At 71.7% G+C, this 23,590-nt stretch carries 23 protein-coding genes; 14 read left to right on the top strand and 9 right to left on the bottom strand.

Annotated elements, in window-relative coordinates:
- Window positions 1-66: 66 nt before the first annotated feature.
- The 3 genes from FCN18_RS20605 to FCN18_RS20595 all read left to right on the top strand — a co-directional run bounded on the left by FCN18_RS20605 (window position 67) and on the right by FCN18_RS20595 (window position 2,591).
- Window positions 67-975 (top strand): ABC transporter ATP-binding protein, encoded by a 909-nt coding sequence (locus FCN18_RS20605; RefSeq protein ID WP_137095876.1) that lies wholly within the window; start codon window positions 67-69, stop codon window positions 973-975.
- On the top strand, window positions 972-2,066 hold the full coding sequence (locus FCN18_RS20600) for an ABC transporter permease (protein WP_112272834.1): 1,095 nt from the start codon (window positions 972-974) through the stop codon (window positions 2,064-2,066). Before FCN18_RS20605 ends, FCN18_RS20600 begins: the two co-directional genes overlap by 4 nt.
- Before the next feature lie 156 nt (window positions 2,067-2,222).
- On the top strand, window positions 2,223-2,591 hold the full coding sequence (locus tag FCN18_RS20595) for a DUF3817 domain-containing protein (RefSeq protein ID WP_112272832.1): 369 nt from the start codon (window positions 2,223-2,225) through the stop codon (window positions 2,589-2,591).
- An 18-nt stretch (window positions 2,592-2,609) separates the two neighbouring features.
- Here the strand turns inward: FCN18_RS20595 and FCN18_RS20590 are convergent, their stop codons facing one another.
- Window positions 2,610-3,110, bottom strand: coding sequence for a MarR family winged helix-turn-helix transcriptional regulator (locus FCN18_RS20590; protein WP_112272830.1), 501 nt, complete (start codon window positions 3,108-3,110; stop codon window positions 2,610-2,612).
- A gap of 68 nt (window positions 3,111-3,178) precedes the next feature.
- Here FCN18_RS20590 and FCN18_RS20585 point away from each other — a divergent pair, with 68 nt between their 5' ends.
- Both FCN18_RS20585 and FCN18_RS20580 read left to right on the top strand, forming a co-directional pair.
- Entirely contained in the window at window positions 3,179-3,484 is a 306-nt protein-coding gene (locus tag FCN18_RS20585) for a thiamine-binding protein (RefSeq protein WP_113641189.1), read from the top strand.
- 53 nt (window positions 3,485-3,537) lie between these two features.
- Entirely contained in the window at window positions 3,538-4,506 is a 969-nt protein-coding gene (locus FCN18_RS20580; protein WP_137095875.1) for a tetratricopeptide repeat protein, read from the top strand.
- Between the two features lie 59 nt (window positions 4,507-4,565).
- Here the strand turns inward: FCN18_RS20580 and FCN18_RS20575 are convergent, their stop codons facing one another.
- Window positions 4,566-6,026: a neutral zinc metallopeptidase gene (locus FCN18_RS20575; protein ID WP_137095874.1), complete on the bottom strand. Its 1,461-nt coding sequence runs from the start codon at window positions 6,024-6,026 to the stop codon at window positions 4,566-4,568.
- Window positions 6,027-6,103: 77 nt separating this feature from the next.
- On the opposite strand from FCN18_RS20575, the gene glgP reads away from it, so the two are divergent.
- The 7 genes from glgP (at window position 6,104) to FCN18_RS20530 (ending at window position 15,234) form a co-directional block, all read left to right on the top strand.
- A complete protein-coding gene (gene glgP, locus FCN18_RS20570) occupies window positions 6,104-8,659 on the top strand; it encodes an alpha-glucan family phosphorylase (RefSeq protein WP_113641191.1) in 2,556 nt (851 codons plus the stop codon).
- Between the two features lie 48 nt (window positions 8,660-8,707).
- Window positions 8,708-9,514: an ABC transporter ATP-binding protein gene (locus FCN18_RS20565; RefSeq protein ID WP_407675787.1), complete on the top strand. Its 807-nt coding sequence runs from the start codon at window positions 8,708-8,710 to the stop codon at window positions 9,512-9,514.
- 35 nt (window positions 9,515-9,549) lie between these two features.
- Window positions 9,550-10,329 (top strand): enoyl-CoA hydratase/isomerase family protein, encoded by a 780-nt coding sequence (locus FCN18_RS20560; RefSeq protein WP_112272819.1) that lies wholly within the window; start codon window positions 9,550-9,552, stop codon window positions 10,327-10,329.
- A 1-nt stretch (window position 10,330) separates the two neighbouring features.
- Window positions 10,331-11,308 (top strand): class I SAM-dependent methyltransferase, encoded by a 978-nt coding sequence (locus FCN18_RS20555; protein ID WP_112272817.1) that lies wholly within the window; start codon window positions 10,331-10,333, stop codon window positions 11,306-11,308.
- Entirely contained in the window at window positions 11,309-12,484 is a 1,176-nt protein-coding gene (locus FCN18_RS20550) for a class I SAM-dependent methyltransferase (RefSeq protein ID WP_137095873.1), read from the top strand.
- Window positions 12,485-12,805: 321 nt separating this feature from the next.
- Window positions 12,806-14,392: an alkaline phosphatase D family protein gene (locus FCN18_RS20535; protein WP_113641227.1), complete on the top strand. Its 1,587-nt coding sequence runs from the start codon at window positions 12,806-12,808 to the stop codon at window positions 14,390-14,392.
- Window positions 14,392-15,234, top strand: coding sequence for a polysaccharide lyase family protein (locus tag FCN18_RS20530; protein ID WP_112272813.1), 843 nt, complete (start codon window positions 14,392-14,394; stop codon window positions 15,232-15,234). Before FCN18_RS20535 ends, FCN18_RS20530 begins: the two co-directional genes overlap by 1 nt.
- On the opposite strand, the gene FCN18_RS20525 is transcribed toward FCN18_RS20530, so the two are convergent.
- From FCN18_RS20525 to FCN18_RS20510, 4 genes are all read right to left on the bottom strand, one after another.
- Window positions 15,231-15,710, bottom strand: a complete 480-nt coding sequence (locus FCN18_RS20525; RefSeq protein WP_199542470.1) for a SixA phosphatase family protein — start codon at window positions 15,708-15,710, stop codon at window positions 15,231-15,233. The genes FCN18_RS20530 and FCN18_RS20525 overlap by 4 nt on opposite strands.
- A 67-nt stretch (window positions 15,711-15,777) precedes the next feature.
- The gene (locus tag FCN18_RS20520; RefSeq protein ID WP_137095871.1) at window positions 15,778-16,554 is read right to left on the bottom strand and encodes an ABC transporter permease; all 777 of its coding nucleotides are present in this window, start codon (window positions 16,552-16,554) and stop codon (window positions 15,778-15,780) included.
- The gene (locus FCN18_RS20515) at window positions 16,551-17,558 is read right to left on the bottom strand and encodes an ATP-binding cassette domain-containing protein (protein WP_137095870.1); all 1,008 of its coding nucleotides are present in this window, start codon (window positions 17,556-17,558) and stop codon (window positions 16,551-16,553) included. Before FCN18_RS20515 ends, FCN18_RS20520 begins: the two co-directional genes overlap by 4 nt.
- Before the next feature lie 167 nt (window positions 17,559-17,725).
- Window positions 17,726-18,427: a PadR family transcriptional regulator gene (locus FCN18_RS20510; RefSeq protein ID WP_112272805.1), complete on the bottom strand. Its 702-nt coding sequence runs from the start codon at window positions 18,425-18,427 to the stop codon at window positions 17,726-17,728.
- 144 nt (window positions 18,428-18,571) lie between these two features.
- Between FCN18_RS20510 and FCN18_RS20505 the strand changes: the two genes are divergently transcribed.
- Both FCN18_RS20505 and FCN18_RS20500 read left to right on the top strand, forming a co-directional pair.
- On the top strand, window positions 18,572-19,771 hold the full coding sequence (locus FCN18_RS20505; protein ID WP_137095869.1) for a cytochrome P450 family protein: 1,200 nt from the start codon (window positions 18,572-18,574) through the stop codon (window positions 19,769-19,771).
- Between the two features lie 23 nt (window positions 19,772-19,794).
- Window positions 19,795-20,676: an NAD(P)-dependent oxidoreductase gene (locus tag FCN18_RS20500; protein ID WP_137095868.1), complete on the top strand. Its 882-nt coding sequence runs from the start codon at window positions 19,795-19,797 to the stop codon at window positions 20,674-20,676.
- A gap of 6 nt (window positions 20,677-20,682) precedes the next feature.
- On the opposite strand, the gene FCN18_RS20495 is transcribed toward FCN18_RS20500, so the two are convergent.
- The 3 genes from FCN18_RS20495 to FCN18_RS20485 are packed head-to-tail and all read right to left on the bottom strand — an operon-like array spanning window position 20,683 to window position 23,589.
- A complete protein-coding gene (locus FCN18_RS20495) occupies window positions 20,683-21,387 on the bottom strand; it encodes a VOC family protein (RefSeq protein WP_137095867.1) in 705 nt (234 codons plus the stop codon).
- A complete protein-coding gene (locus FCN18_RS20490; protein WP_137095866.1) occupies window positions 21,384-22,574 on the bottom strand; it encodes a C40 family peptidase in 1,191 nt (396 codons plus the stop codon). Before FCN18_RS20490 ends, FCN18_RS20495 begins: the two co-directional genes overlap by 4 nt.
- Before the next feature lie 46 nt (window positions 22,575-22,620).
- Window positions 22,621-23,589: a nucleoside hydrolase gene (locus FCN18_RS20485; protein ID WP_137095865.1), complete on the bottom strand. Its 969-nt coding sequence runs from the start codon at window positions 23,587-23,589 to the stop codon at window positions 22,621-22,623.
- Between the last annotated feature and the right edge of the window lies 1 nt (window position 23,590).

The raw sequence follows: 23,590 nt of genomic DNA, 5'->3' as shown, positions 1-23,590 counted from the left end.
GGATCGAACACCGCCGCACCGGTGCCTGTCAACCGGATGTCTGGCGCGGTCGCTAATGTCCGTGCCATGGCCACGTCCTCGGCACTCAGCGTGTCCGGCATCCATCTCAACTACGGCGACCTCCGCGCGGTCGACGGCGTCTCGTTCGACGTGGCCGAAGGCGAGTTCTTCGGCATCCTCGGCCCGAACGGTGCGGGCAAGACCACGACGCTGGAGATCGCCGAGGGCCTGCGCGAGCCCGACTCCGGAACCGTGCGCCTGCTCGGCGAGTCACCGTGGCCGCGCAACATCGCGCTCCTGCCCCGCATCGGCGTGCAGCTGCAGGCGTCGGCGTTCTTCGACAGGCTGACCGCGCGCGAGCAGCTGGAGACGTTCGGCGCCCTCTACGGCGTCAGCGCCTCGCGCGTGGACGAGGTGCTGGAGCTCGTCGGGCTCACCGAGAAGGCGGCCACCCTCGAGGCGAAGCTCTCCGGCGGCCAGCGGCAGCGGCTCTCGATCGCGTGCGCCCTGGTCCACGACCCGGACATCGTCTTCCTGGACGAGCCGACCGCGGCACTCGACCCGCAGGCGCGGCGCAACCTGTGGGACGTCCTGCGCGAAGTCCAGGCGCGCGGCAAGACGATCGTCTACACGACCCATTACCTCGACGAGGCCGAAGTGCTGTGCGATCGCGTGGCGATCATGGACCACGGCCGGATCCTCGCCCTTGACCCGCCCGCCCGGCTCGTCCGCGACCTCGACGCCGCCACGCGCGTGATCCTGGAGCGCGGCGCGCTGCCCGCCGAGCAGGCCCGTGCCCTGCCCGGCGCCGACCAGGTCGCCGAGGACGACCTGTCGCTCACCATCTCCACGCGCTCGCCCGCGCCGCTGCTGTCGGCACTGGCCGAGCGCGGCACGCTCGACGGGCTGCAGGTTCGGACGGCGACGCTGGAGGACGTGTTCCTCGAGCTGACGGGACGGGAGTACCGGGCATGACCCTCACCGCGAACCTCCGCGAGCGCACGGCGGCGCGCCCTGCGCCGTCCTCGGCGTTCCTGGCTCTGTCGAAGGCGGGCTTCCTCGGCTTCATCCGGGACAAGGCGACGCTGTTCTTCACCTTCCTGTTCCCGATGATGTTCCTGGTGCTCTTCGGGCTGCTCTTCGGCAACGAGGGCGTCTCCCGGACCTCGATCGGCGTCGTCGGCGACGGCCCGGTGATCTCCGCGCTCGAACGGTCCGACGCCGTGGAGCTGACGCGGCTCGACTCGGCCGAGGCCGCGCGCGAGCAGGTGCGAGACGGCGACCTGCCCGCCTACGTCGAGCAGAACGGCGACACGATCACGTTGCGCTTCGCCGCGAGCGACCGGACGCAGGCCGGGGTGGTCAACGGCCTCGTCGCCGGCGTGGTGAACCAGGCCAACATCGCCGCCACCGGGCAGGCTCCGCGGTTCACGCTCGACTCCGCGCAGGTGGAGGACGAGTCGCTCAAGCCCATCCAGTACCTGACGCCGGGAATCATGTCGTGGGCGATCTCGATCTCCGCCGTGTTCGGTGCCGCGCTGACGTTCGTGAACTGGCGCAAGAAGCAGGTGCTGCGCAGGCTGCGGCTGGCTCCGGTGCGGCCGGTGACCGTCCTGGGCTCGCGGCTGCTCGTGGCGCTCGGCGTGGCCGTGCTGCAGTTCGTGGTGTTCGTGGGCGTGGCGATGCTGCCCGTGTTCGGGCTGCGGCTGTCGGGGCAGTGGTGGCTGGCGATCCCCTTGCTGTTGCTCGGCACGCTCTCGTTCTTCGCGATCGGCATGCTCGTCGGCGCCTTCTGCAAGACCGAGGAAGCCGCCAGCGGTGTGGCCAACCTCATCACGCTGCCGATGGCGTTCCTCTCGGGCGCGCTGCTGCCGCTCGACGCCATCCCGCAGTGGCTGCAGAACGTGTCGCTGATCTTCCCGATGCGCCACCTCAACGAGGGGATGCTCGACGTGATGGTGCGTGACCAGGGCATCGGCGCGCTCCTGCTGCCCGCCATGGTGCTGCTCGGGTTCACGGCGGTCGTCGGCCTCATAGCGGCGAAGGTGTTCCGCTGGGAAGCGTGACGCGCCGCGGTGGTGATGATCACGAGCCCCCGGTGGCCCGGTGATGGCCATCACGCATCACACTGGTATCGAGACGTCCGACAGCGTGGTTGACGTGGACAGAAACTGTATTCGCGGCCGCTGTTCGGGCGGTTTTTCGTGATCAAGGAGGAACCCTTGTCGAACAAGGCTGGCGTCTTGTTCCGCGTGGTCGCCGTTGCCGAAGCCTTCTCCTGGGCCGGCCTGCTGATCGGCATGTTCCTGAAGTACGTCGTGGAGCTCGGCGAGGGCGGCGTGCCCGTGCTGGGCATGGTGCACGGCGTCATGTTCGTCCTCTACCTCGCGGTGACGCTCGCGGTGTTCCGCCCGCTGGGCTGGTCCTGGAGGGTCCTGGTCGTCGCACTGCTCGCGAGCATCCCGCCGCTGTTCACGTGGATCTTCGAGAAGTGGGCGCTGCGCCGCGGCCGTCTCGACGGCCCCGAGCGCCTGCGCAACGGCGGCACGGGCCTGTTCGTGGCGAAGGAGCCGGAGCCCGCCAACGCCTGAGGCGCCCGGCGCCAGGGCTCACTCGGCGAAGTCGCCCGCTGCCTTGCGGACCTTCGTCAGCAGCTCGGTGAGCTGGTCGGTCTGCCGTGAGGTGAGGCCGACCAGCCCGAAGTCGATCGCCGTGACCGCCTTGGTCGCCTGCTCGCGCCGCACGCGCCCCTCGTCGGTGATCTCGACGAGCGTGGTGCGCCGGTCCGTCGGGTGTGGCAGCCGCTTGACCAGGCCGTCCTTCTCCAGCCGGTCCACGATGTTCGTGACGCTCGTGGGATGCAGCTGCAGTCGTTCCCCCATCACGCGCATAGGCAGGCTCGTGCTGCGGGCGAACGTCAGCAGCACCAGCGCCTCGTAGCGCGCGAACGTCAGGCCGTGCGGCTTGAGCGCGCCGTCGACGGCGGACTGGACGATCTGCTGCACCCGCATCAGGCCGGTCACGGCGGCCATGGTTCCGGAGGGCCCGATGCGGTCCTCCCACAGCTGCGCCGCGCGCGCGATCGGGTCGAACGGCAACGGACGGTTCATGGGCCTCGAAGTTAGCAGCGACTGTCGGCAAGCTGGGGACCGGTGTCGCTCACTACTTGGAGGAACACATGATCGTCGCGTTCAGCGTCAGCCCCGCGAGCGGGGATTCCGATGGCGGGGTGAGCGAGGCCGTGGCCCGCGCGGTCCGCGTCGTCCGCGAGTCCGGTCTGCCGAACTCGACCGGGCCCATGTTCACCAACATCGAGGGCGAGTGGGACGAGGTGATGGACGTGGTCAAGCGCGCTGTCGAGGCGGCGGGTGAGGGCGCGCCCCGCGTCAGCCTGGTGCTCAAGGCCGATATCCGGCCCGGCTACGAGGGCCAGCTCGACGCGAAGGTGGAGCGCGTCGAGCAGCACCTGAAGGGCGGCGCCTGACCGACCTCCCGACCAGCGGTGAAGTCGCCGCGCGTCCGTGCCAGGATGGAACCGTGACACAGCCACGTGGATCAGCAGGAAACTCGCCCGCGGTGTCCGCGGCGCTCTCCGGCGCGGTCGACCTCTCCGGGCTCAAGGCGCGGGCCGACGCGGCCCGCCAGCAGCCGCCGCAGGACGGTGCGCAGCCGGCGGGGCCGCCTGCCGGAGGCGGCGGCCCGCACGTCATCGACGTCTCAGAGGCGACGTTCCAGGCCGAGGTCGTGGAACGGTCGCTGCAGAACCTGGTGGTCGTGGACCTCTGGGCCGACTGGTGCGGGCCGTGCAAGCAGCTGAGCCCGGTGCTGGAGAAGCTGGCCGCCGAGGGCAACGGCGCGTGGGTGCTCGCCAAGATCGACGTGGACGCCAACCCGCGCATCTCGCAGCTGTTCGGGGTGCAGTCGATCCCCACGGTGGTCGCCATCGCGGGCGGGCAGCCCGTCGACGCCTTCTCGGGGGCGCTGCCGGAGCCGCAGATCCGGCAGTGGCTGCAGCAGCTGCGCGACGCGCTGCGCGACAAGCTGCCCGGCATCAGGGCGGCCGAGCAGGGTGGTGGCGAGCCCGTCGAGGAGCCCGAGGACCCGCGCTTCACCGAGGCGGAGGAGGCTTTCGAGCGCGGTGACTTCGCCGCCGCCGAAGCCGCCTACCAGCGCATCCTGGACACCGAGCCCGGCAACGAGCTGGCCAAGGCCGCGCTCGTGCAGGTCCGCTTCGCCGCGCGGGCGACCCAGACCGACCCCTCGGCGGTGGCCAAGGCCGAGGCCGACCCCGGCAACCTGGACGCCCAGCTCGCCGCCGCCGACTTCGAGGTCGCACAGAGCCAGGTCGAGGACGGATTCGCCCGCCTCATCGCGGCCATCCGGCGCACCAGCGGCGACGACCGCAACCGGGTCCGGGAGCACCTCGTGGGGTTGTTCGACCTGTTCGACCCCGCCGACGAGCGGGTCATCAAGGCGCGCCGCGACCTCGCCAGCGCCCTGTTCTGAGCCGAACACGGCGACGGCCCCTCACCCGCGCAGGGGAGGGGCCGTTTCGCTGAGCGCGGTCAGCCGTAGTTCTGCGTGCAGGCCGAGGAGCCCTCGAAGTAGCCGAGCCGCAGCGACTCGACGCGGGCGAATCCGTTGGCGACCGGGTGGCCGTTCACGTCGGCGGCGAGCAGGCTGCGCGGCTGGAGCAGCTCGGCGATGGCCTCGTCGAGGTCACCGGAGGAGAGGACGAGCGTGTTGCCGCTGCCCGGGTCCTTGATCACCCCGGCCCACGCGCCGACGAGGCAGGACGTGCGCAGGCCCGCGTTGGCGCTGTCCAGCGACGCCCCCACGCCCTTCTGGATCCCCTGCGTGTAGCGCGAGGCGATCTCGCTGAAGGCGGCGAAGTCGCCGAGCCCGCCTGCCGACTCGGTGCCCTGGAACTCGGCCGCCCGGTCCACGGGCTGGCCGATCGCGGCGAGCTCATCCATGTCGATGCTCACCGTGTTGGTGTCGGCGCAGTACGACGCGGGCGGTGTGCTGTTGCCGCTGTCGCACTCGCCGCCGTCGTCCACGATCTGTGGCGGCTCCACGCCTGCGCCCGCGAACGCCTCGTCGAGGCTCTGCTGCAGCAGCCCGACGCTCCGCTCGTCGATCGTGATGTCGCCCGACCCGTCGTCACCGGAGTGGAACGGCTGCTCCGTGATGCGGGCGTCGACGTTCTCCTGGTTGATGCCGGCGCACTCCTTGGCGCCCTGCTCGAAGCCCAGCTGGAAGGCGTAGGTGCGGTCGAACGCCGTGCCGTGCGCGCCCTGCTCGGAGGCCGACTGGCCCGCCTCGTCGCGGATGAAGAACATCGACGCGAGCACCTGGTTCAGGCCCTCCGAAGTGGACACCGTGAAGTACTTGCTCTTGTCCTCGGCGATCCAGCGGAAGTAGGAGCCGGTGAAGCAGTCGGCCTGCTGCTCCTTCACGATCGTCGAGGTCGACTCGTCCACACCGGCCTTGTCGCCGAGCCGGAACTGGATGGCGTGACCGAACTCGTGGCCGAGCACGGTGACGATCGCCATCGGCCCGAACCGCTCCCGCAGCAGGGGCAGCAGCAGGCCCCGGTCCCACGCGACCAGGTCCTCCGGCGGGCAGTAGAAGGCGTTCATCGCCGCGTCGGCCGTGGTGGCGCCGCAGACCTCGATCTCGGCCTCGTTCGGGTCGTACGACAACAGCTGCGCGACTGGCTGGAACTCCTCGCCCCAGTGGACTGGCATCTCCTGCGCCCAGTAGTCACTGACGTCGGCGATCGCGGCGATCGCCAGCTGGTCCTCCTGGCTGTCGCTCGCGTTGCGTACCCGCAGCTCCGGCTTGGGGGCGTCTGGCTTGAGGCCGCTCTCGAAGTGCGTGACGGGCAGACCGGCGATGTCGCCCGCGGTCTGCAGCTGCCCCCTGGTCTCCTCGCCGCACGCGGTCGCCAGCAGCGCGGCGACGGCGGTGAGCCCGGTGATCAGCGCTCTGCGACGGGCGCCGCGCCCCCCAGTGTTGTTCATGAACCGCACCTTACTGAGTGACCTTCGTGCGTACGCGCGGAATCACCGATCAGGAGAAGTCAGTATGGTCGCTCTTCATGAGAGCAGTCCGCCGGTTCACGGTGCACGCACGCGTGCCTGATCAGCTGACGGGCCTGACGGCGCTGGCGACCAACCTGCGCTGGACATGGCATCCGCCGACCCGCGACCTGTTCGCCTCCATGGACGACGCCCTGTTCCGGCGCATCCGGGACCCGCTGCGGATGCTCACCGAGATCCCGGCGGCGCGCCTGGAGGAGCTCGCCGCCGACGAGGACTTCCTCGCCAGGACGAGGGACGCGATCGAGGATCTCGAGCGCTACCTCACCGAGCCGCGCTGGTACCAGCGCAGGGCAGCCGGGGACGAGAACGGGCACCGGGCGCCGGACGCCATCGCCTACTTCTCGATGGAGTTCGGCGTGCACGAGGCACTGCCGAACTACTCGGGTGGCCTCGGCGTGCTCGCGGGCGACCACCTCAAGGCCGCCTCCGACCTCGGCGTGCCGATGATCGGCGTCGGACCGCTCTACCGGGCGGGCTACTTCCGCCAGTCGCTCTCGCTCGACGGCTGGCAGATCGAGCACTACCCGGTGATCGACCCGAGCGGGCTGCCACTGGAGCTGCTCACCGAGCCGTCGGGCGAGCCCGTGGTGGTGCACGTCGCGATGCCCGGCGGCCGCGAGCTGCACGCGCAGATCTGGAAGGCGAGCGTCGGCCGCGTATCGCTGCTGCTGCTCGACACCGACGTCGAGAGCAACGACGAGGACCTGCGCGGTGTCACCGACCGCCTCTACGGCGGCGACGCCAACCACCGCATCCGGCAGGAGATCCTCGCCGGCATCGGCGGGATGCGCGCGGTGCGGCGCTACTGCGAGCTGACCGGGCACCCTCAGCCCGAGGTGTTCCACACCAATGAGGGCCACGCCGGGTTCCTCGGCCTGGAACGGGCTCGCGAGATCCTCGCTGACGGGCAGCTGACCTTCGACGAGGCGCTCTCGGCGGTGCGCGCGGGGACGGTGTTCACCACGCACACCCCGGTGTCGGCCGGGATCGACCGGTTCCCCGTCGACCTGGTGCAGCACTACTTCGGCGACGGGCGGCTGCTGCCGAACGTCGACCCTCGGCGGGTGCTGGCGCTGGGCGCCGAGGACAACCCCGGCATGTTCAACATGGCGCACATGGGGCTGCGGCTGGCCCAGCGCGCCAACGGCGTCTCCGCGCTGCACGGCCGGGTGTCGCGGCGGATGTTCGCCAACCTGTGGCCGGGCTTCGACGTCGCCGAGGTCCCGATCAGCTCGGTGACCAACGGCGTGCACGGGCCGACGTGGGTGGCCAGGGAGATGAGCGCGCTGCTCGGCGGCAGCGACGAGGAGTGGGGTCACGACGGGCACGAGGCCGGCATCGACGAGTCGGTGACCGACGAGCAGCTGTGGGAGCTGCGCCGCGAGCTGCGCGGCAACCTCGTCGCCGAGGTGCGCCGCCGCGCGCGCGACGCGTGGCTGCAGCGGGGTGCGTCCGCGCTGGAGCTGGGCTGGACCGAGCGCATCTTCGACCCTGACGTGCTGACGGTCGGCTTCGCCCGCCGCGTGCCGACCTACAAGCGGCTCACGCTGATGCTGCGCGACCCCGAGCGGCTGCGGGCCCTGCTGCTGGACGAAGAGCGGCCCATCCAGATCGTGGTCGCGGGCAAGTCCCACCCGGCCGACGAGGGCGGCAAGGCGCTCATCCAGCAGATCGTGCGCTTCGTCGACGACCCCGCGGTGCGCCAGCGGATCGTCTTCCTGCCCGACTACGGCATGTCGATGGCGCGCTACCTCTACCGGGGCTGCGACGTGTGGTTGAACAACCCGACGCGGCCGCTGGAGGCGTGTGGAACGTCGGGCATGAAGGCCGCTCTCAACGGCTGTCTCAACCTCTCCATCAGGGACGGCTGGTGGGACGAGTACTACGACGGCAGCAACGGCTGGGCCATCCCCACCGCGGACGGCGTCACCGACCCGCTGCTGCGCGACGACCTGGAGGCCGACGCGCTGTACGACCTCCTCGGCCAGCAGATCGCGCCGCTGTTCTACGACCGCGACGCCACCGGCGTGCCCAAGGGCTGGATGTCCATGATCTGGCACACGCTCCGCACGCTCGGCCCGCGCGTGCAGGCCTCGCGGATGGTGCGCGAGTACGTCGAGTCGTACTACCTGCCCGCGGCGACGATGGTGGCCGAGGCGAGCCGGGACGGCTACGCCGGCTCCCGCGCGTTCGCCGGGTACCGCACGCGGCTGGACCTCGCGTGGAACCGGGTGCGCGTGCTCGACACGGAGCTGGTGGTCGAGGGCGCCGACGCGCTCGTGGTCGGCGGGGACGTGCGGGTACGGGCCGGGGTCGACCTCGCGGGGCTCGACGAGTCCGAAGTGGACGTCCAGGCGGTGGTGGGCCGGGTCGGGGACACCGACGACCTCGAGGACGTGGTGACCGTGCCGATGCGGCCTGCCGGCCGCGGTGTGTTCGACGCCACGTTGCGGTTGCCGCACGCGGGCGCGCTGGGCTACACGGTGCGTGTGCTGCCGAAACATCGCCTGCTCGCCAGCCCCGCCGAGCTGGGAAAGGTCGTCCTCGCGTGACACGGGGTCGTGCGAGCGGTGCGTGGTGAGTCGGTGACAATGGCCCACGTGAACTCGGTGCAGGAGAACCTCGACGATCTCGTCGTCCACCTGTCGGGCGTCGAGGTGCGGCGCGGCGGCAACAAGCTGCTCGCCGACCTCGACTGGTCGGTGGAGCTCGACGAACGCTGGGTGGTGCTCGGGCCCAACGGCGCGGGCAAGACGACGCTGCTGAAGCTGGCCGCCGCGGAGCTGCACCCGACGAGCGGCACGGTCCATGTGCTGGGCGAGCGGCTCGGCCGCGTGGACGTCTTCGAGCTGCGGCCCCGCATCGGGTTCACCTCCGCCGCGATCAACGGGCGCGTGCCGCCGGAGGAAAAGGTCCGCGACGTCGTGGTCAGCGCGGGCTACGCCGTGCTCGGCCGCTGGCGCGAGGTCTACGACTCGCTCGACACCGATCGCGCCGACGACCTGCTCGGCGCGCTCGGCATCGGCCACCTCGCAGGCCGCATGTACGGCACCCTGTCGGAGGGCGAGCGCAAACGCACGCTGATCGCCCGGTCGCTGATGACCGACCCGGAGCTGCTCCTGCTCGACGAGCCCGCCGCGGGCCTCGACCTCGGTGGCCGCGAGGACCTGGTGGCGCGGCTTTCGTCACTCGCGCTCGACCCGGACGCCCCCGCGATGGTTCTGGTGACCCACCACGTCGAGGAGATCCCGCCCGGCTTCACGCACGCCCTGCTGCTCGGCGAGGGCCGCGCGGTGGCGGCCGGCCTGCTCGACGACGTGCTGACCAGTGAGAACCTGTCCGCGACCTTCGGGCAGGACCTGCTTCTGGAACGTTCGGGTGATCGATTCTTCGCCCGGCGCCGGTAACGTGCGGTGAACATCTAGCAGTCAAGGAGGATGGCGTGGGCGAGTTCGTACGTCTCGAGGTCGAAGCGGGGGTCGGCACGATCCGGCTCGACCGCCCGCCGGTCAACGCACTGAACTACCAGGTGCAGGCGGAGCTCAGGGAGGCCGCCGAGGAGGCCGCCGACCGCGGCGACGTCCGCGCCGTGATCCTCTACGGCGGCGAGAAGACCTTCGCGGGCGGCGCGGACATCAAGGAGATGGCCACCAAGTCCTACGTGGAGATCTCGAAGTTCGGCGCCGAGCTGACGGCCTCGCTGACCGTGATCGCCGAGCTGCCGAAGCCCACGGTCGCCGCCGTCACCGGCTACGCGCTCGGCGGCGGGCTGGAACTGGCGCTCACCGCCGACCGTCGGGTGATCGGCGACAACGTGAAGGTGGGCCAGCCCGAGATCCAGCTCGGCATCATCCCCGGTGGGGGCGGCACGCAGCGGCTGGCCCGGCTGATCGGCCCGAGCAAGACCAAGGATCTCGTCTACACCGGCCGGTTCGTGAAGGCAGAGGAGGCGCTGGCGATCGGGCTCGTCGACGAGGTCGTGGCCCCCGACGACGTCTACTCGGCGGCGCACAAGTGGGCCGCGCAGTTCGTGAACGGCCCGGCCGTGGCGCTCAGGGCCGCCAAGGCCGCCATCGACGGCGGGCTCGACCAGGACCTGCGCAACGGGCTCAAGCTGGAGACCCAGCTGTTCACGGCGCTGTGGGCCACCGAGGACCAGACCGCCGGCATGCAGTCGTTCATCGAGAACGGTCCGGGCAAGGCCACCTTCGAGGGGAAGTGACGTGACGGACGTCATCGACCCCGCGCCGAACCCGCACGCGAGCGCCGAGGAGGTGCGCGCCGCCTACGGCGACCCGAAGCTCGCCAACGTGCTCTACCACGACTGGGAGGCGGGCACCTACGACGAGAAGTGGTCGATCTCCTACGACGAGCGCTGCATCGCCTACGCGACGGACGTGTTCAACGCGGTCGCCGGTGAGCAGGACCAGCCCTACCCGACGGCGATGGAGCTGGGCAGCGGCACCGGTTTCTTCCTGCTGAACCTCATGCAGGGCGGCGTGATCAAGAAGGGCTCGGTCACCGACCTCTCGCCCGGCATGGTCCAGGTGGCGCTGCGCAACGCCGAGAAGCTGGGCCTCGACGTGGACGGCCGGGTCGCCGACGCCGAGCGGATCCCCTACGACGACAACAGTTTCGACCTCGTCGTCGGCCACGCCGTGCTGCACCACATTCCGGACGTGCAGGCCGCGTTCCGCGAGGTGCTGCGCGTGCTCAAGCCGGGAGGACGGTTCGTCTTCGCGGGGGAGCCGACCAAGATCGGTGACTTCTACGCGCGCAAGCTCGGGCAGCTGACCTGGTGGCTCACCACCAACGTCACGAAGCTGCCCGCGCTGCGGGAGTGGCGGCGGCCGCAGGAGGAGCTCGACGAGTCCTCCCGTGCGGCGGCGCTCGAAGCCGTGGTCGACCTGCACACGTTCGACCCCTCGGAGCTGGAGCGCACGGCGCTCGGCGCGGGCGCGGTGGACGTCAAGGCCGTGACCGACGAGTTCAGCGCGGCGCTCGTGGGCTGGCCGGTGCGCACGTTCGAGGCGGCCGTCCCGCAGGAGAAGCTCACCGTGCGCTGGCGTCTCTTCGCCTACCACATGTGGCTTCGACTGTCCGCTGTGGACAAGAAGCTGCTCTCGAAGGTGTTGCCGCGCGAGCTGTTCTACAACGTGATGATCACCGGCACCAAGCCGCCCGCCCCGATGGAACCGTAGTTGCCGTACGCCTTCTCGCTCGACGACGTCGCCTTTCTGCGATCGGCGCAGGGCGAGAAGGCGCTCGCGGCGTGTGCAGAACTGCCGCTGACCGACGCGAGCCGGATCGCCGACGTCGGCACGGCCCGGCGGCTCGTGGGCGACCGCTACGCCGCCGCGCTGGAGACCGTGGTGCTGCGGCGCAAGGCCGTCACCAAGCTGGCGGACGCGGGCGGGTGGCTGTTCACCGGTGACGCCCTGCAGCAGGCGAGCGCCGCGCCGGTCGCCGCGTACCGGGCGCGCAGGCTCTCCGGCCGCGACGTGCACGACGTGACCTGCTCGGTCGGCGCCGACCTGGTGGAACTGGCGGGCAGCGCGGCACGGTGTGTCGGGTCCGATGTGGACGAGGTCAGGCTCGCGATGGCCGCGCACAACTGCGAACGGGCGGGGGTGTCGCCGCTTCTGGCGCGGGCCGACGTCCTGCGGCCGGTGACGAGGGACTGTGTGGTGGTGGCCGATCCGGCGCGCAGGGACTCCTCGGGGCGCAGGACGTGGCGGCCGGAGGACTTCGTTCCCGCTCTCGACGACCTCGCGGGCGCCTACGCGGGCCGTGATCTGGTGGTCAAATGCGCCCCGGGTATCGACCCGGCCGCCGTGCCGTGGGCGCGCGAGGTGGAGCTGATCTCGCTCGACGGCCAGGTGCGCGAGGCGTGCCTGTGGAGCGACGGGCTCGCCACGGTGGCGCGCCGGGCCACCGTGCTGCGCTCCGACGGGACACAGTGGACGGTCACGGACGCGGACCCCGACGACGCCGGGGTGGGGGAGCCGGGCGAGTGGATCGTCGACCCGGACGGCGCCGTGGTGCGAGCGGGGCTCGTGCGGCACTACGGGGCGCGGCACGGCTTGTGGCAGCTCGACGAGCGGATCGCCTACCTCACGGGTGACACGCCGCCGCCGGGCGTGCGGGCGTTCCGCGTGCTGGAGTTCGACAACTACAGCGAGAAGGGCCTGCGGGCGACACTGCGCAGGCACGACATCGGGCGCGTCGAGATCCTCGTGCGCGGCCTGGACATCGATCCCAACGCGCTGCGCCGCAGGCTCAAGCCCAAGGGGACCGAGGAGGCGAGCGTCGTGCTCACCCGCATCGGCCGCACACCCATGGCCTTCCTCTGCCGAGCGGAACGGATCCCCGCCTGACGCCGCGCGCGAGTCCCCCGTTCCGGCCCGCGAGTCCCCCGTTCCTGCCCGCGAGTCCCCCGTTCCTGCCCGCGAGTCCCCCGTTCTGGCACGCGGCGTGATTCACCTCGCCCCCCGCGACCGCCGCCACTCACTGTCCTGAAGGCAGAACTCGCGGTCTTGAACGCAGAACTCGGCGTTCTGAGCGGGGGACTCGCGCGCCGGAGTGGGGGACTCGCGCGCCGGAGTGGGGGACTCGCGGTCTGGAGTGCACGGCTCGCGGCCCACAGGGGTTCGCTTGTCCTTCACCTCCTGCTCATGATCGTCGGCAACGCTGACGCCATGTCCGACGACGACAGAGTGGGTATCGACCGGCGGTCCTTCCTGGGCCTGACCGGGGTCAGCGCGGCGGCCTTGGCGCTGGGCACCGGAACGTCCGCCTCGGCCGCTCCCGGCGGGGAGGGGCGGGTGACCGCCGACCCGTTCGGACTCGGCGTCGCGTCGGGGGATCCCGAACCCGACGGCGTCGTGCTGTGGACCCGGCTCGCCCCGGAACCCCTCGCCGAGGACGGGCACGGCGGCATGTCGCGGCGGTCGGTCACCGTCGAGTACGAGGTGGCCGAGGACGAGCGGTTCCGCCGCGTGGTCCGCAGGGGCAGGGCGCTCGCGTCGGCGGAACTGGCCCATTCGGTGCACCCGGAGGTGCGCGGGCTCCGGCCGGGTCACGAGTACTTCTACCGCTTCCGCGCGGGCGGGTACGTCAGCCCTGTCGGCCGCACCCGCACCGCGCCCGCACCGCACGAGCGCGGCGGCGCGCTGTCGCTCGCGCTCGCTTCGTGCCAGGCGTGGTACCACGGGCACTTCACGGCCTACCGGCACCTCGCGGCCGATGACCCGGACCTGGTGTTCTTCCTCGGCGACTACATCTACGAATATGCGATCAACGCGGGAAACCTGTGGCGGCAAGGCGTTTCCGTCGGCCCGGCACACGACGCCGAGACGCAGACGCTCGAGCAGTACCGGCTGCGCTACGCACTGTTCAAGAGCGATCCGCACCTGCGCGCGGCCCACGCCCGCGCGCCGTGGATCGTCACGTGGGACGACCACGAGGTGCAGAACAACTACGCCGACGCCCACTCCCAGTACGGCATCTCGCCCGAGGACTTCGAGCGCAGGCGGGCGGTGGCCTACCGCGCGTACTACGAGAACCTGCCGCTGCGCAGGACATCGCTACCGAGCGGCCCTGACATGCGGCTGTACCGCAGGACGACGTGGGGCGGGCTCGCCGACTTCCACGTGCTCGACACCCGGCAGTACCGCGACAACTTCCCCTCGGACACCACGGCGGGCGGCGAGCACACCGATCCGCGGCGCTCGATCCTCGGCGCGGAGCAGGAACGCTGGCTGCTCGCCGGGCTCGGCCGCTCGCGCGCGACGTGGAACGTGCTCGCGCAGCAGGTGGTCATGGCGCAGATCGACCGCGACACCGGGCCGGGCCGGACGTTCAGCATGGACCAGTGGGACGGCTTCACCGCGAGCCGGGACCGCGTGCTCGGCGCCGTCCAGCGCGAGGGCGTGGACAACCTCGTGGTGTTCACCGGTGACATCCACCGGCACGTCGCCGCGGAGCTGAAGGCCGACTTCACCGACCCGTCCTCGCGGACGATCGGCACCGAGCTGGTGACCGGGTCGATCGGGTCCGACGGCGACGGGGCACCCACCGACGGCTACACCGACCTCTGGCTGTCGAACCCCCACGTGCGGTTCTACGACGGTCGCAGGGGTTACGTGCACTGCCGGCTCGACGCCGAGAGGCTGACGTCGGAGTTCAGGGTCGTGGACTACATCGAGCGTGACGACGCGGCGGCCGTCTCCACCGTCGCGCGCTTCGTCACCGAGGCCGGCAGGCCCGGCCTACGGGAGGCGTGATGAACACACTGGTGAAATCCGTGCAGCGGCTCACGGCCACCACCGGCATCGGCTGGATCGAGCTGGCGTGGGCGGCGCGGTCGTACCGGCCGCTGGTCGACCACTTCGCCGTCTACGGCTCGCCGGACCCGGCGTTCGAGCCGGGGCCGGGGACGCTGCTCGGCAAGACGGTGTACGGCCGGTTCCGGCACGCCGAGCTCGGTCCCGCCGGGCGGACGTGGCACTACCGCGTGGCGACCGTCGACGCGGCGGGCGACCGCAGCAGGCCGTCGGCGCTCCTGCGGGCGACCTCGGCGGAGTCGGTGACCGTGCGCGGCAAGCCGGTCGCCGTGATCGGTTCCTTCGACCGCAGGAGCCTGGAGTTGGCACTCGCGCCCGCCGGTTACCAGCAGTACTCGAGCCGGTTCCCGGACGGCGCCGACTACGTCGACGGCGTCAGCAGTCCCTCCGCCGACTGGCCCTACCTGCACCCCGGCCCTGCCGACCGCTGGGCGGGCAGCAAGGCGCACTCGTTCCGGTGGCGGTTCCGGCTGGAGCGCGTGCCCTCGCGGGACCTGGTGCTCGCGGTGTGGCTCATCGACACCCACGCCAGCATCCCCGGTTCGCTCGCGGTGTCCTGCAACGATGCCGCGGTGGCCGAGGTGGAACTGGAGAAGGGCGCGACGAAGGGCTCCCTGCAGGGTGACGCGACGGTGCCCGGCAACCCGCTCCGTCCGTCCGTTGTAGAGCTTCCGCTCCCGGTGGCCGTGCTCCGGGCCGGGGAGAACGTGCTCACGCTCGGCAAGCACGCGGGCTCCTGGCACGCCTACGACGCGCTGGGCGTCTTCGAGCCGGCCGTTTAGCCGCGGGGTTTGGCGACGTCGTCGAGGCTCGCCCAGCCCGGCCGGACGTCGGCCCAGTCGCCGGTGCCGGAGAGCACCGCGATCGAGGACGTCTTGAGGGTGCAGCCGCGGTCCGCGAGCGTGGAGACGAAGTCCTCCAGCCCGGGGTTGTGGCCGATGAACAGCACGGTGTGGGCGTCGCCGGGCAGTTCGCGGGCGATGCGGGTGAGCGTGTCCGCCGAGGCGCCGTAGAGCCGCCCGTCGTGGTTGACCTCGGGTGAGCCGCCCAGCTCCCGCCGCACGAGGTGCCAGGTCTGGCGGGCGCGCTTGGCGGTGGAGCACAGCACGAGGTCGAACGCGGGCACGTGTGCGCGCAGCCAGCGGCCCGCGGCGGGGGCGTCGCGGCGACCGCGCTCGGCGAGCGGGCGTTCGTCGTCGGCGACGCCGTAGGGCCAGTCCGACTTGGCGTGCCTGAGGATCACGAGTTCTCGTCGCACACCCCCATCCTGCCCCCAAGGCCACCTTTGTTGCGTTCAACGCAACAAAGGTGGCCTTGGGGAGCGGTCAGATGGAGCGCTGGTAGCTGCGGAACGCTCGGGTGGCCAGCCAGCCGAGCAGCGCGGCGAGGGCGAGCAGCAGGCCCGCCCGCCACGCCACGACGCCCCAGTCCGGGTCGGCCGTCAGCGCCTCCCGGCTGGCGACGGCGGCCCAGTCGACGGGGTTGAACCGTGCGACGTCAGCCACCCAGCCGGGCAGCAGCGCGGGCGCCATCATCACCGACGACAGGAACGCCAGCGGCAGCGTCAGGAACTGCGACACCCCGATCAGCGCCTCCCGCTGCCGGGTGAGCAGCGCCAGCGCGTCCGACAGCGCCGCGAAGACCACGGCGAGCAGCACCGTGCACACCAGCACGGCGAGCACGCCGGTCACACCGCCCGCGTACCGCGCCCCGGCCAGGAGCCCGACGCCGAAGACGATCAGCGACTGGATCACCGTCACGATGCCCTGGTGCACGAGCGAGCCGGTGACGAGCGAGCCCCGGCTCAGCGGCGACGTGACGTTGCGGTCCAGCACGCCGCGTTCCGCGTCGTCGACGAACGTCGTGCCGCTCCAGCCCGCCGACATCATCGCCGTCATCACGATCACGCCCGGCGTCAGGTACTCCAGGTACGAGTCCACGCCGAAGCCCGGCAGCTCGGCGACCTTCGAGAACAGCTGCCCGAACAGCAGCAGCCAGACCATCGGCTGCACCAGGGTGAACAGCAGGTACGCGGGCTGGCGGGACAGCGTTCGCAGCGAGCGCAGCGTCAGCAGCCCGGTGTGGGTTGCGAACGTGGTCACACCAGCACCCCCTCGGTCCGGTCGGCCTCGCGGAACGCGCGGCCCGCGTGGCGGAGGTAGACGTCGTCGAGCGACGGCCTCGCCATCGTGATCGCCGTCGGCACCACTCCGGCCGCGTCGAGTGCCGCGAGGACGCCGGGCAGTGCCGCGGCTCCGTTGCCGACGCGGGCGCGCAGCACGCCGCCGTCGACGGTCACGTCCGCGACGCCCGGCACCGCGCCAACTGCGTGCCGGGCACGGTGTCGGGCATCGCCGGCGTCCCCGGCGGCCAACTCCACCTGGACGCTGTCACCGTGCAGCTCGTTCTTGAGCTGCTCGGGGCTGCCCTCGGCGACCACCCTGCCGGCGTCGACGATCACGAGCCGGGCCGCCAGCCGGTCGGCTTCCTCGAGGTAGTGGGTGGTGAGCAGGACCGTGAGCCCGTCGTCCGCCGCGAGGCGGTCGATCTCGGCCCACAGGCCGGCGCGTGCCTCGGGGTCGAGGCCGGTGGTCGGCTCGTCGAGGAACAGCACGCGCGGCCGGTGGACGAGCCCCATCGCGACGTCGAGCTTGCGCTGCATCCCGCCGGACCACTTGCCGGCCAGGCGGTCGGCGGCGTCGCCGAGTCCGAAGCGGGTCAGCAGTTCACGGGCCCGTTCGCGCGCGTCCCGCCGGGAGAGGCCGTACACACGCCCGGACAGCACGAGGTTCTCCCTGCCGGTCGCCATCGGGTCGAACGCCGGCTTCTGCGAGACGTAACCGATCGCGCGGCGCGCCCGCGCGGGATCGCGTCGCACGTCGAACCCGGCGACGGTCGCCGTGCCGGAATCCGGCTTCGACAGGGTGCTGAGGATCCGGACCGCCGTGGACTTCCCCGCTCCGTTCGGGCCGAGCAGTCCGAAGACGACGCCGGTGGGCACGGCGAAGCTCACGCCGTTCAGGGCGCGGACGGCTTTCTCGCCCCGGCCGTAGGTCTTGCCGAGATTCACGGCCTCGATGGCCGTGCCTGATCTGGTGGTGGGCACAGTGGTGCTCCTTCTCCGATGTGGATGGAAGGAGCCGGGCCTCGCTCGGCCGCGTTACCCTGACGAGTGCGGGCACGCTGGGAACGGCGGTCTTTCGCGAGAGCGCCGGACTCCGGTGTGTCGGAGGGGTTCCGGCCGTGGTGTTGCCGCACCGTGGCCGGAGCCCCTCAGCCCTGTTCGGGCCGCTGTGTGTCACTCAGTTCGCTCAGCCAGCTCAGCTCCTCCTTGAACTCCTCGGCGAGGACTTCGTCGACGGCCTCGGGCGTGCGGCCCTCCTCGCGCAACTCGTGCATCCGCCGCCACAGCGCGATGCCCTCGAAGGTGCCCGACCGCAGTTCGTCGAGCAGGGCGCTCACGAACTCGATCTCCGTGCGCAGCAGCGCGTACTTGAACTCCATCTCGATCAGGAAGAGCCGGGGGAAGTTCGGTGGTGCCCACGCGTTGCTCTGGTCGTGGGCCCGTTGCTGCTGCCGCAGCGACCGCAGGCGGGTCTCCAGCAGGTTGATCACCTCGTCGGGCCCGAAGATCGGCATGAGCGAGAGCGCCGCCTCGAACTGCGTGAACTCCTTGGCGGGCCGGGAGAGCAGGTCGCTGAGCCAGTCGGTCATCTCGGTGCTGCCGGCTTCGGTGATGGCGTAGACGGTGCGCTCGGGTCTCCGGCCCTCGCGGACGGTCTCCCGAGCGGTGATCAGCCCGCGCTTCCGCAGTGACTCCACCACCGAGTACAGCGATCCGTAGTTGAGCTTGATGCTGTCTTCCTTGTGCCGCTCGCGCAGGGTGCTGGACATCTCGTACGGGTGCATCGGGCGCTCGTACAGCAGGCACAGCACGGCCAGTGCCAGCGGGTTCGCTCTCGTCCGGCCTGCCATTCCCGCTCCAGATCAAGTGCTCGTAGCCGATTACTCGACTCAGAGTACTACGTAACCGCCGGAAAGCCATCGCCCGCACGACAAAGGTAAGTGCGATACCCTCGGCATCCAGATGATATGAACATCCAAATGAGGTGCACATCGATGACCAGTGCCGTTCCCGAGATCACCCTGGCCGACCCCGCGGTGATCACCGATCCCTTCACCGCCTACGCGCCCGTCAGGGAGCGCTCGGCGGTCGCCCGATTGACCGTGCCAGGGCTCGCTCCGATGTGGGGCGTGCTCCGGCACGCGGAGGCGAGGGCGATGCTCAGCGACCCCCGGTTCGAGCTGAGCGAGGAGACCTTCGCTCTGCGGCCCGACGTGCCCGACGACTGCAAGCCGTACATGCGGACGATGCAGGAGATGGAGGGCGGCGAGCACACGCGGCTGCGCAGGCTCGTCGCGCCCGCGTTCACCGCCCGCCGCGCCCAGAGCTTCCGGCCCCGCATCGAGCGGATCGTCGACGGGTTGCTCGACGAGCTGACCGGCCGCGCCGACGGCGGTGTCGTGGACCTGCTGCGGTACTTCGCGCGCCCGCTGCCGATGGACGTGATCTGCGAGCTGGTCGGCATTCCCCGCGCCGACCGTCTCCGCTGGCGCGGGTACGGCACCGCCGTCGCCGCCGGGATCGGCGAGGAGTTCGGCAGGGCCATCCCGGGGATCATCGAGGGAGCGCGCAAGGCCGTCGCGGCCCGGCGTGCCGAACCCGCCGACGACCTGATCGGTGACCTGATCCGCGCGCAGGCCGAGGACGGCGACCGCCTCAGCGACGTCGAGCTGGTCACCCTCGTCTGGAGCGTCGTGCTCGGCGGGCAGACGCCCACCAACCTGATCGCCAACTGCATCGCCACGCTGCTCGCCCACCCCGGCCAGCTGGAGCTGTTGCGGGAGAACCCGGCGCTGCTGCCCGGCGCCGTCGAGGAGCTGACGCGCTGGTGCGGCCCGCAGCTGCTGACGATGCCACGCTTCGCGCGGGAGGACGCCGAGCTCGCCGGAACGCCGGTGCGCAAGGGTGACTCGGTGACGGTGGTGCTCGCGTCGGTGAACCGGGACCCGCGCGTGTTCGCCGATCCCGACACGCTCGACGTCACGCGTGCGGTGAGCGCGCCAGGGCACCTCGGTTACGCGCACGGACCCCACTTCTGCCTCGGTGCCGCGCTCGCGCGGGTGCAGACCGAGGTGGCGCTGGCGGCGCTGCTGCGCCGGTTCCCGGGGCTGGCGGCGGCGGGCGAGGCGACGCGCATGCCGGATCCGGGCACGTGGCGTCTCACCGAGCTGCCCGTCGCCCTTGATCTCCAGTAAGGTCGAGCTCCTACCGTCGTGGAATGACTACCACGGCAAAGGAATCGGTCACCGTGCTCGGCCTGGGCGAGATGGGCGCCGCGCTCGCCCGCGCGTTCCTCTCCGGGGGTCATCCGGTGACCGGGTGGAACCGCACCCGCGAACGGGCCGACGCGCTCGCCGCGAACGGAGCCGTCGTCGCGGAGACCGTGCGTGAGGCGGTGACGGCGAGCCAACTTGTGGTCGTGAGCGTTCAGGGCAACACCGCCGCCCGCGAGGTGCTGGAACAGGCTGGCGACGCGCTAGCCGGCCGCGCCGTGCTGAACCTGACCGACGGGACGTCGGCCGAGGCCCGCTCGGTCGCGCGGTGGGCGGCCGAGCGCGGCGCGGAGTACCTGCACGGGCAGCTCATGACGATCGCCCCCGGCGTCGGGCGCCCGGACGCCACGGTGTTCTACGGCGGCTCGCGCGGGGTCCACGACCGGTTCCGCGCCGCGCTGGATCTCTTGGGCGGCAAGGGAGTTCTCGTCTCGGATGACGCGGGCGTGCCGACGCTGTACGGCATGGCCGTGCACGGCACGATGTGGGGTGCGCTCAACGGTTTCCTGCACGCGGCGGCGTTGCTCACGGGCGAGGGAATCGAGCTGACCCGTTTCCTCGAGGCCGCGGATCCGTCGATGTCGGCGCTGCTGTCGCTGCTGCCCTCGATCGCGAGCGAGGTGGACCGCGGCGAGTACGCGCTCGAGTTCGGCGGCCTGCGTCATCACCTGCCCTCGGTGGACGACCTGGTGCGGGAGAGCCGGGCGGCCGGTGTCGACGACGACCTGCCCGCACGAACGCTCGCACTCGTCCGCCGCGCCGTCGCCAACGGGCACGGTGACGACAGCTACGCGCGGCTGGTCGAGTACTTCCGCAAGGGGAGCTGAGTCACCTCAGGCACGCTCGTGGCGAGACGGCGATCGCGGCGCGGCAGGCATCCGGCGATCGTCGCCCCGCCGCTGCTGAACGGCGACCGGGAAGCCCATTCCCTCGGGTGTGACGACGCGGGCCGCGGGGCCGTGCGCGCCCGCGACGGCCACCGCGGCCTCCCACCGTGGTTCCGGCTCGTCCGCCTCGGTGAAGACCGCCGAGGTGAAGGGCGCGCCGAGCATCCGCTCGTAGAACTCCCCGGCGCGGCCGGGCTCCGCGCACGCGACCACCATCCGGGCCGGCGCCGCCGGGGTGCCCGGCGGGAACGTCCACCCTCGGAACTCCTTCGGCCGCCACAGGGAGAACGCCGCGCCGACCGGGTCGACGAGTGTGGCCAGCCGGCCCTGCTCTCCGACGTCGCAGGGCTCCACCACCATCGTGGCGCCGTACGCGATCGCCTCCTTCGCGCACGCGCCGACATCGTCCACGGCGAGGTAGTAGGCCACGTGCGGCGGGATGCCGGGCGGGTAGACCGGGTTCGCGAGATCGCTGACGCCGCCGATCCGGTGTCCGCCCGTGGAGATCAGGGTCATGGGCCGCTCACCGAGCCGGCCTGCGGTGAACTCCCAGCCGAGGGTCCGGGACAGAAACGCCGACGTGGCCTCGACGTCGCGGGTCTTCAGGTCCAGCCAGCAGAACTCGCCGACGGACCCGAGCCGTCCGCTCACGCGGTGGGCCTGCCCGCGCCCGCGAAGCTGTCGCCGGGCTCGCGGTAGTTGTGCACCTGCACGGCCTGGCCGAAGGTCGGGGCGTCGATCATCTGCTGGTTGCCGATGTAGATGCCGACGTGGTGGATCTTCGTCGCCGGGTCGCCGTAGAAGATCAGGTCGCCGAGCCGCGGCTCCTCATCGGCGGGCACGAGCGGGACACTGTTGTACTGCCAGTGCGCCGTGCGCTGCAGCGTCACCCCTGCCGAGGCGTAGGCCGCCGTGGTGAGGCCGGAGCAGTCGAAGCCGATGTCGCCCTTCTCCTGGCCGTTGCCGCCCCACTCGTACGGCAGGCCGATCTTGTCGATCGCGAAGGTCACCGCCGTGAGCGCGGCCCGGTTGGGCGGGGTGCCCGCCATGCCCACGGTGCCGTAGACGTTCGCGGTCGCGAGCACGCGGTGCAGGAACAGCGGGGCGTCGTGGATGGCCGACACGCCCTCGAGCCACTGCTGGCCGTTGCCGAGGTTGCGCCCGCCGTCGCACAGCGCGCGGGCCGCCGCCAGCGCGGCGTCGTCGAAGTCCTGGACGTCGGGTTCCTCGTCCGAGGCGCTGACCCGGTAGCGGTCCCACAGCGCGGGGGAGAGCTGCAGCGGGCCCGCGGCGCCGTCGACGGAGATGACCTCGCCGGAGAAGTCCCGCAGCTCGATCGTGCCGATCGGCCGGGCCATGGTGCCGTCGGGGCCGATCTCGCCGCCTCCGGCCCTGCCGTGGTCCGTGGTGGTGCTGCCGATGCCCGCGAGCGTCACCCACGACAGGTCGCACCCGGGCTGCTCCTCACCGAGCCGCACGGTCGCCGACGCGTAAGCGTACATCGCGCGCCTCGGGATGCCGAGCCAGTCGGCCACGTCGTCGACCCACGCCTCGAAGCGCGGGCCCGTCTCCTCGGGCACCGCGGTCTGGCTCGGCGTCGGCGGTGCCGTGGTGGTCGAGAGCGGGGCGGTGGTGCTCGTGGTGCCCGCCGTTCCCGCCCGGCCCGCCGAGGCCGCCGCCGTCACGTCGCCGTCGCCCGGCGACAGCCGCAACGTGACCACCAGCGTGCCCGCCGCCACCACGGCCGCGACGAGCGCCACGATGAGCGTTCGCCGCCGGGGACGTGACTTCGGTGCCTCGTCCTCGGGGTGCGTGGTGGGTTCGTCCCCCAACGTCATGAGCCCAGAATAGGGAGCCGAGGTTGCGTCCCGGTGAGCACGGCCCTCACGCCCGGCGTCCGGCGAGCCGGTCGAGCAGGAACTCGCGCAGCCCTTCGAGGTCGGTGTCCACCGCGACCTCGGTGAACGGTCCTCCGGTGAGCCCGTCGGTGTCGGCCTTCTGCCCCTGCGGGCGCCGGTCGACGATGGTGGCGCCCCGGGCGGGACCCACCGAACACTCCACCCGTACCGGGGCCGGCGCCGTGCGCAGGATGCCCGGGCGGATCGCCTCGGCGACGGCCACCGCGTCGTGCACGACGATGCCCTCGAAGCCGAGCGCCTTGCGGTAGTGGGCGAGGTAGTCGGGGGTGAGTGCGTCGAGCGCGGCGCCGATCGGGCCGGAGGCCGCCAGCCTGCCGAGCCAGGCGGCGTCGACCGCGCAGCGGTGGGTCAGGTCCAGCGGCACGAGCGTGCACGGCACCTCGCCGCCCGCGAGCACGCGGTGCGCCGCCTCGGGGTCGCTCCAGATGTTGAACTCCGCCGCCGCCGTGGTGTTGCCCCCGGCGAGCCCGCCGCCCATGATCACGAGCCTGCCGATCCTGCTCGCCAGGCCGGGGTGTGCCGCGAGCAGCGCGGCGATGTTCGTCAGCGGGCCGATCGGGGCGATGGTCACGGGCTCGTCGGCGGCCTCGAGCAGCGAGGCGAGCAGAGTGACCGCGTCGGTCGACTCCAGCTCACGGGAGGGCTCGGGCAGTGCGGCGGAGCGGCCGGAGAGCCCGTCGCTGCCGTGCACCGGGCGAGCCTCCCTCGGCTGCCGATGCACCAGGGGACGCTCCGCGCCCGCGGCGACCGGCACGTCGTCCCGCTTGCACAGCGCGAGCACCCGCTGCGCGTTCCGGGTGGTGGCCGTGAGCGGGACGTTGCCGAACACGGTGGTGACGCCGAGGAGGTCCACGTCGTCGGACAGCGCCGCGAGCGCGATCGCGAACGCGTCGTCGACGCCCGGGTCGGTGTCGATGATCAGCTTCGTCCTCAAG

The sequence above is a fragment of the Prauserella endophytica genome (genome assembly GCF_005146945.1).
In the GTDB taxonomy this organism is placed as follows: Bacteria; Actinomycetota; Actinomycetes; order Mycobacteriales; family Pseudonocardiaceae; genus Prauserella_A; species Prauserella_A endophytica.
The sequence above is the reverse complement of the archived record's forward strand: the minus strand, read 5'-3'. Positions and strand labels throughout refer to the sequence as shown.

Excerpts from the sequence above, each read along its gene's own strand:
- FCN18_RS20585 (WP_113641189.1), top strand. The coding sequence starts at position 3,179 with ATGATCGTCGCGTTCAGCGTCAGCCCCGCGAGCGGGGATTCCGATGGC.
- FCN18_RS20505 (WP_137095869.1), top strand. The coding sequence starts at position 18,572 with ATGACCAGTGCCGTTCCCGAGATCACCCTGGCCGACCCCGCGGTGATC.
- FCN18_RS20535 (WP_113641227.1), top strand. The coding sequence starts at position 12,806 with ATGTCCGACGACGACAGAGTGGGTATCGACCGGCGGTCCTTCCTGGGC.
- FCN18_RS20530 (WP_112272813.1), top strand. The coding sequence starts at position 14,392 with ATGAACACACTGGTGAAATCCGTGCAGCGGCTCACGGCCACCACCGGC.
- FCN18_RS20510 (WP_112272805.1), bottom strand. The coding sequence starts at position 18,427 with ATGGCAGGCCGGACGAGAGCGAACCCGCTGGCACTGGCCGTGCTGTGC.
- FCN18_RS20500 (WP_137095868.1), top strand. The coding sequence starts at position 19,795 with ATGACTACCACGGCAAAGGAATCGGTCACCGTGCTCGGCCTGGGCGAG.
- FCN18_RS20605 (WP_137095876.1), top strand. The coding sequence starts at position 67 with ATGGCCACGTCCTCGGCACTCAGCGTGTCCGGCATCCATCTCAACTAC.
- FCN18_RS20490 (WP_137095866.1), bottom strand. The coding sequence starts at position 22,574 with ATGACGTTGGGGGACGAACCCACCACGCACCCCGAGGACGAGGCACCG.
- FCN18_RS20590 (WP_112272830.1), bottom strand. The coding sequence starts at position 3,110 with ATGAACCGTCCGTTGCCGTTCGACCCGATCGCGCGCGCGGCGCAGCTG.
- FCN18_RS20600 (WP_112272834.1), top strand. The coding sequence starts at position 972 with ATGACCCTCACCGCGAACCTCCGCGAGCGCACGGCGGCGCGCCCTGCG.
- FCN18_RS20575 (WP_137095874.1), bottom strand. The coding sequence starts at position 6,026 with ATGAACAACACTGGGGGGCGCGGCGCCCGTCGCAGAGCGCTGATCACC.
- glgP (WP_113641191.1), top strand. The coding sequence starts at position 6,104 with ATGAGAGCAGTCCGCCGGTTCACGGTGCACGCACGCGTGCCTGATCAG.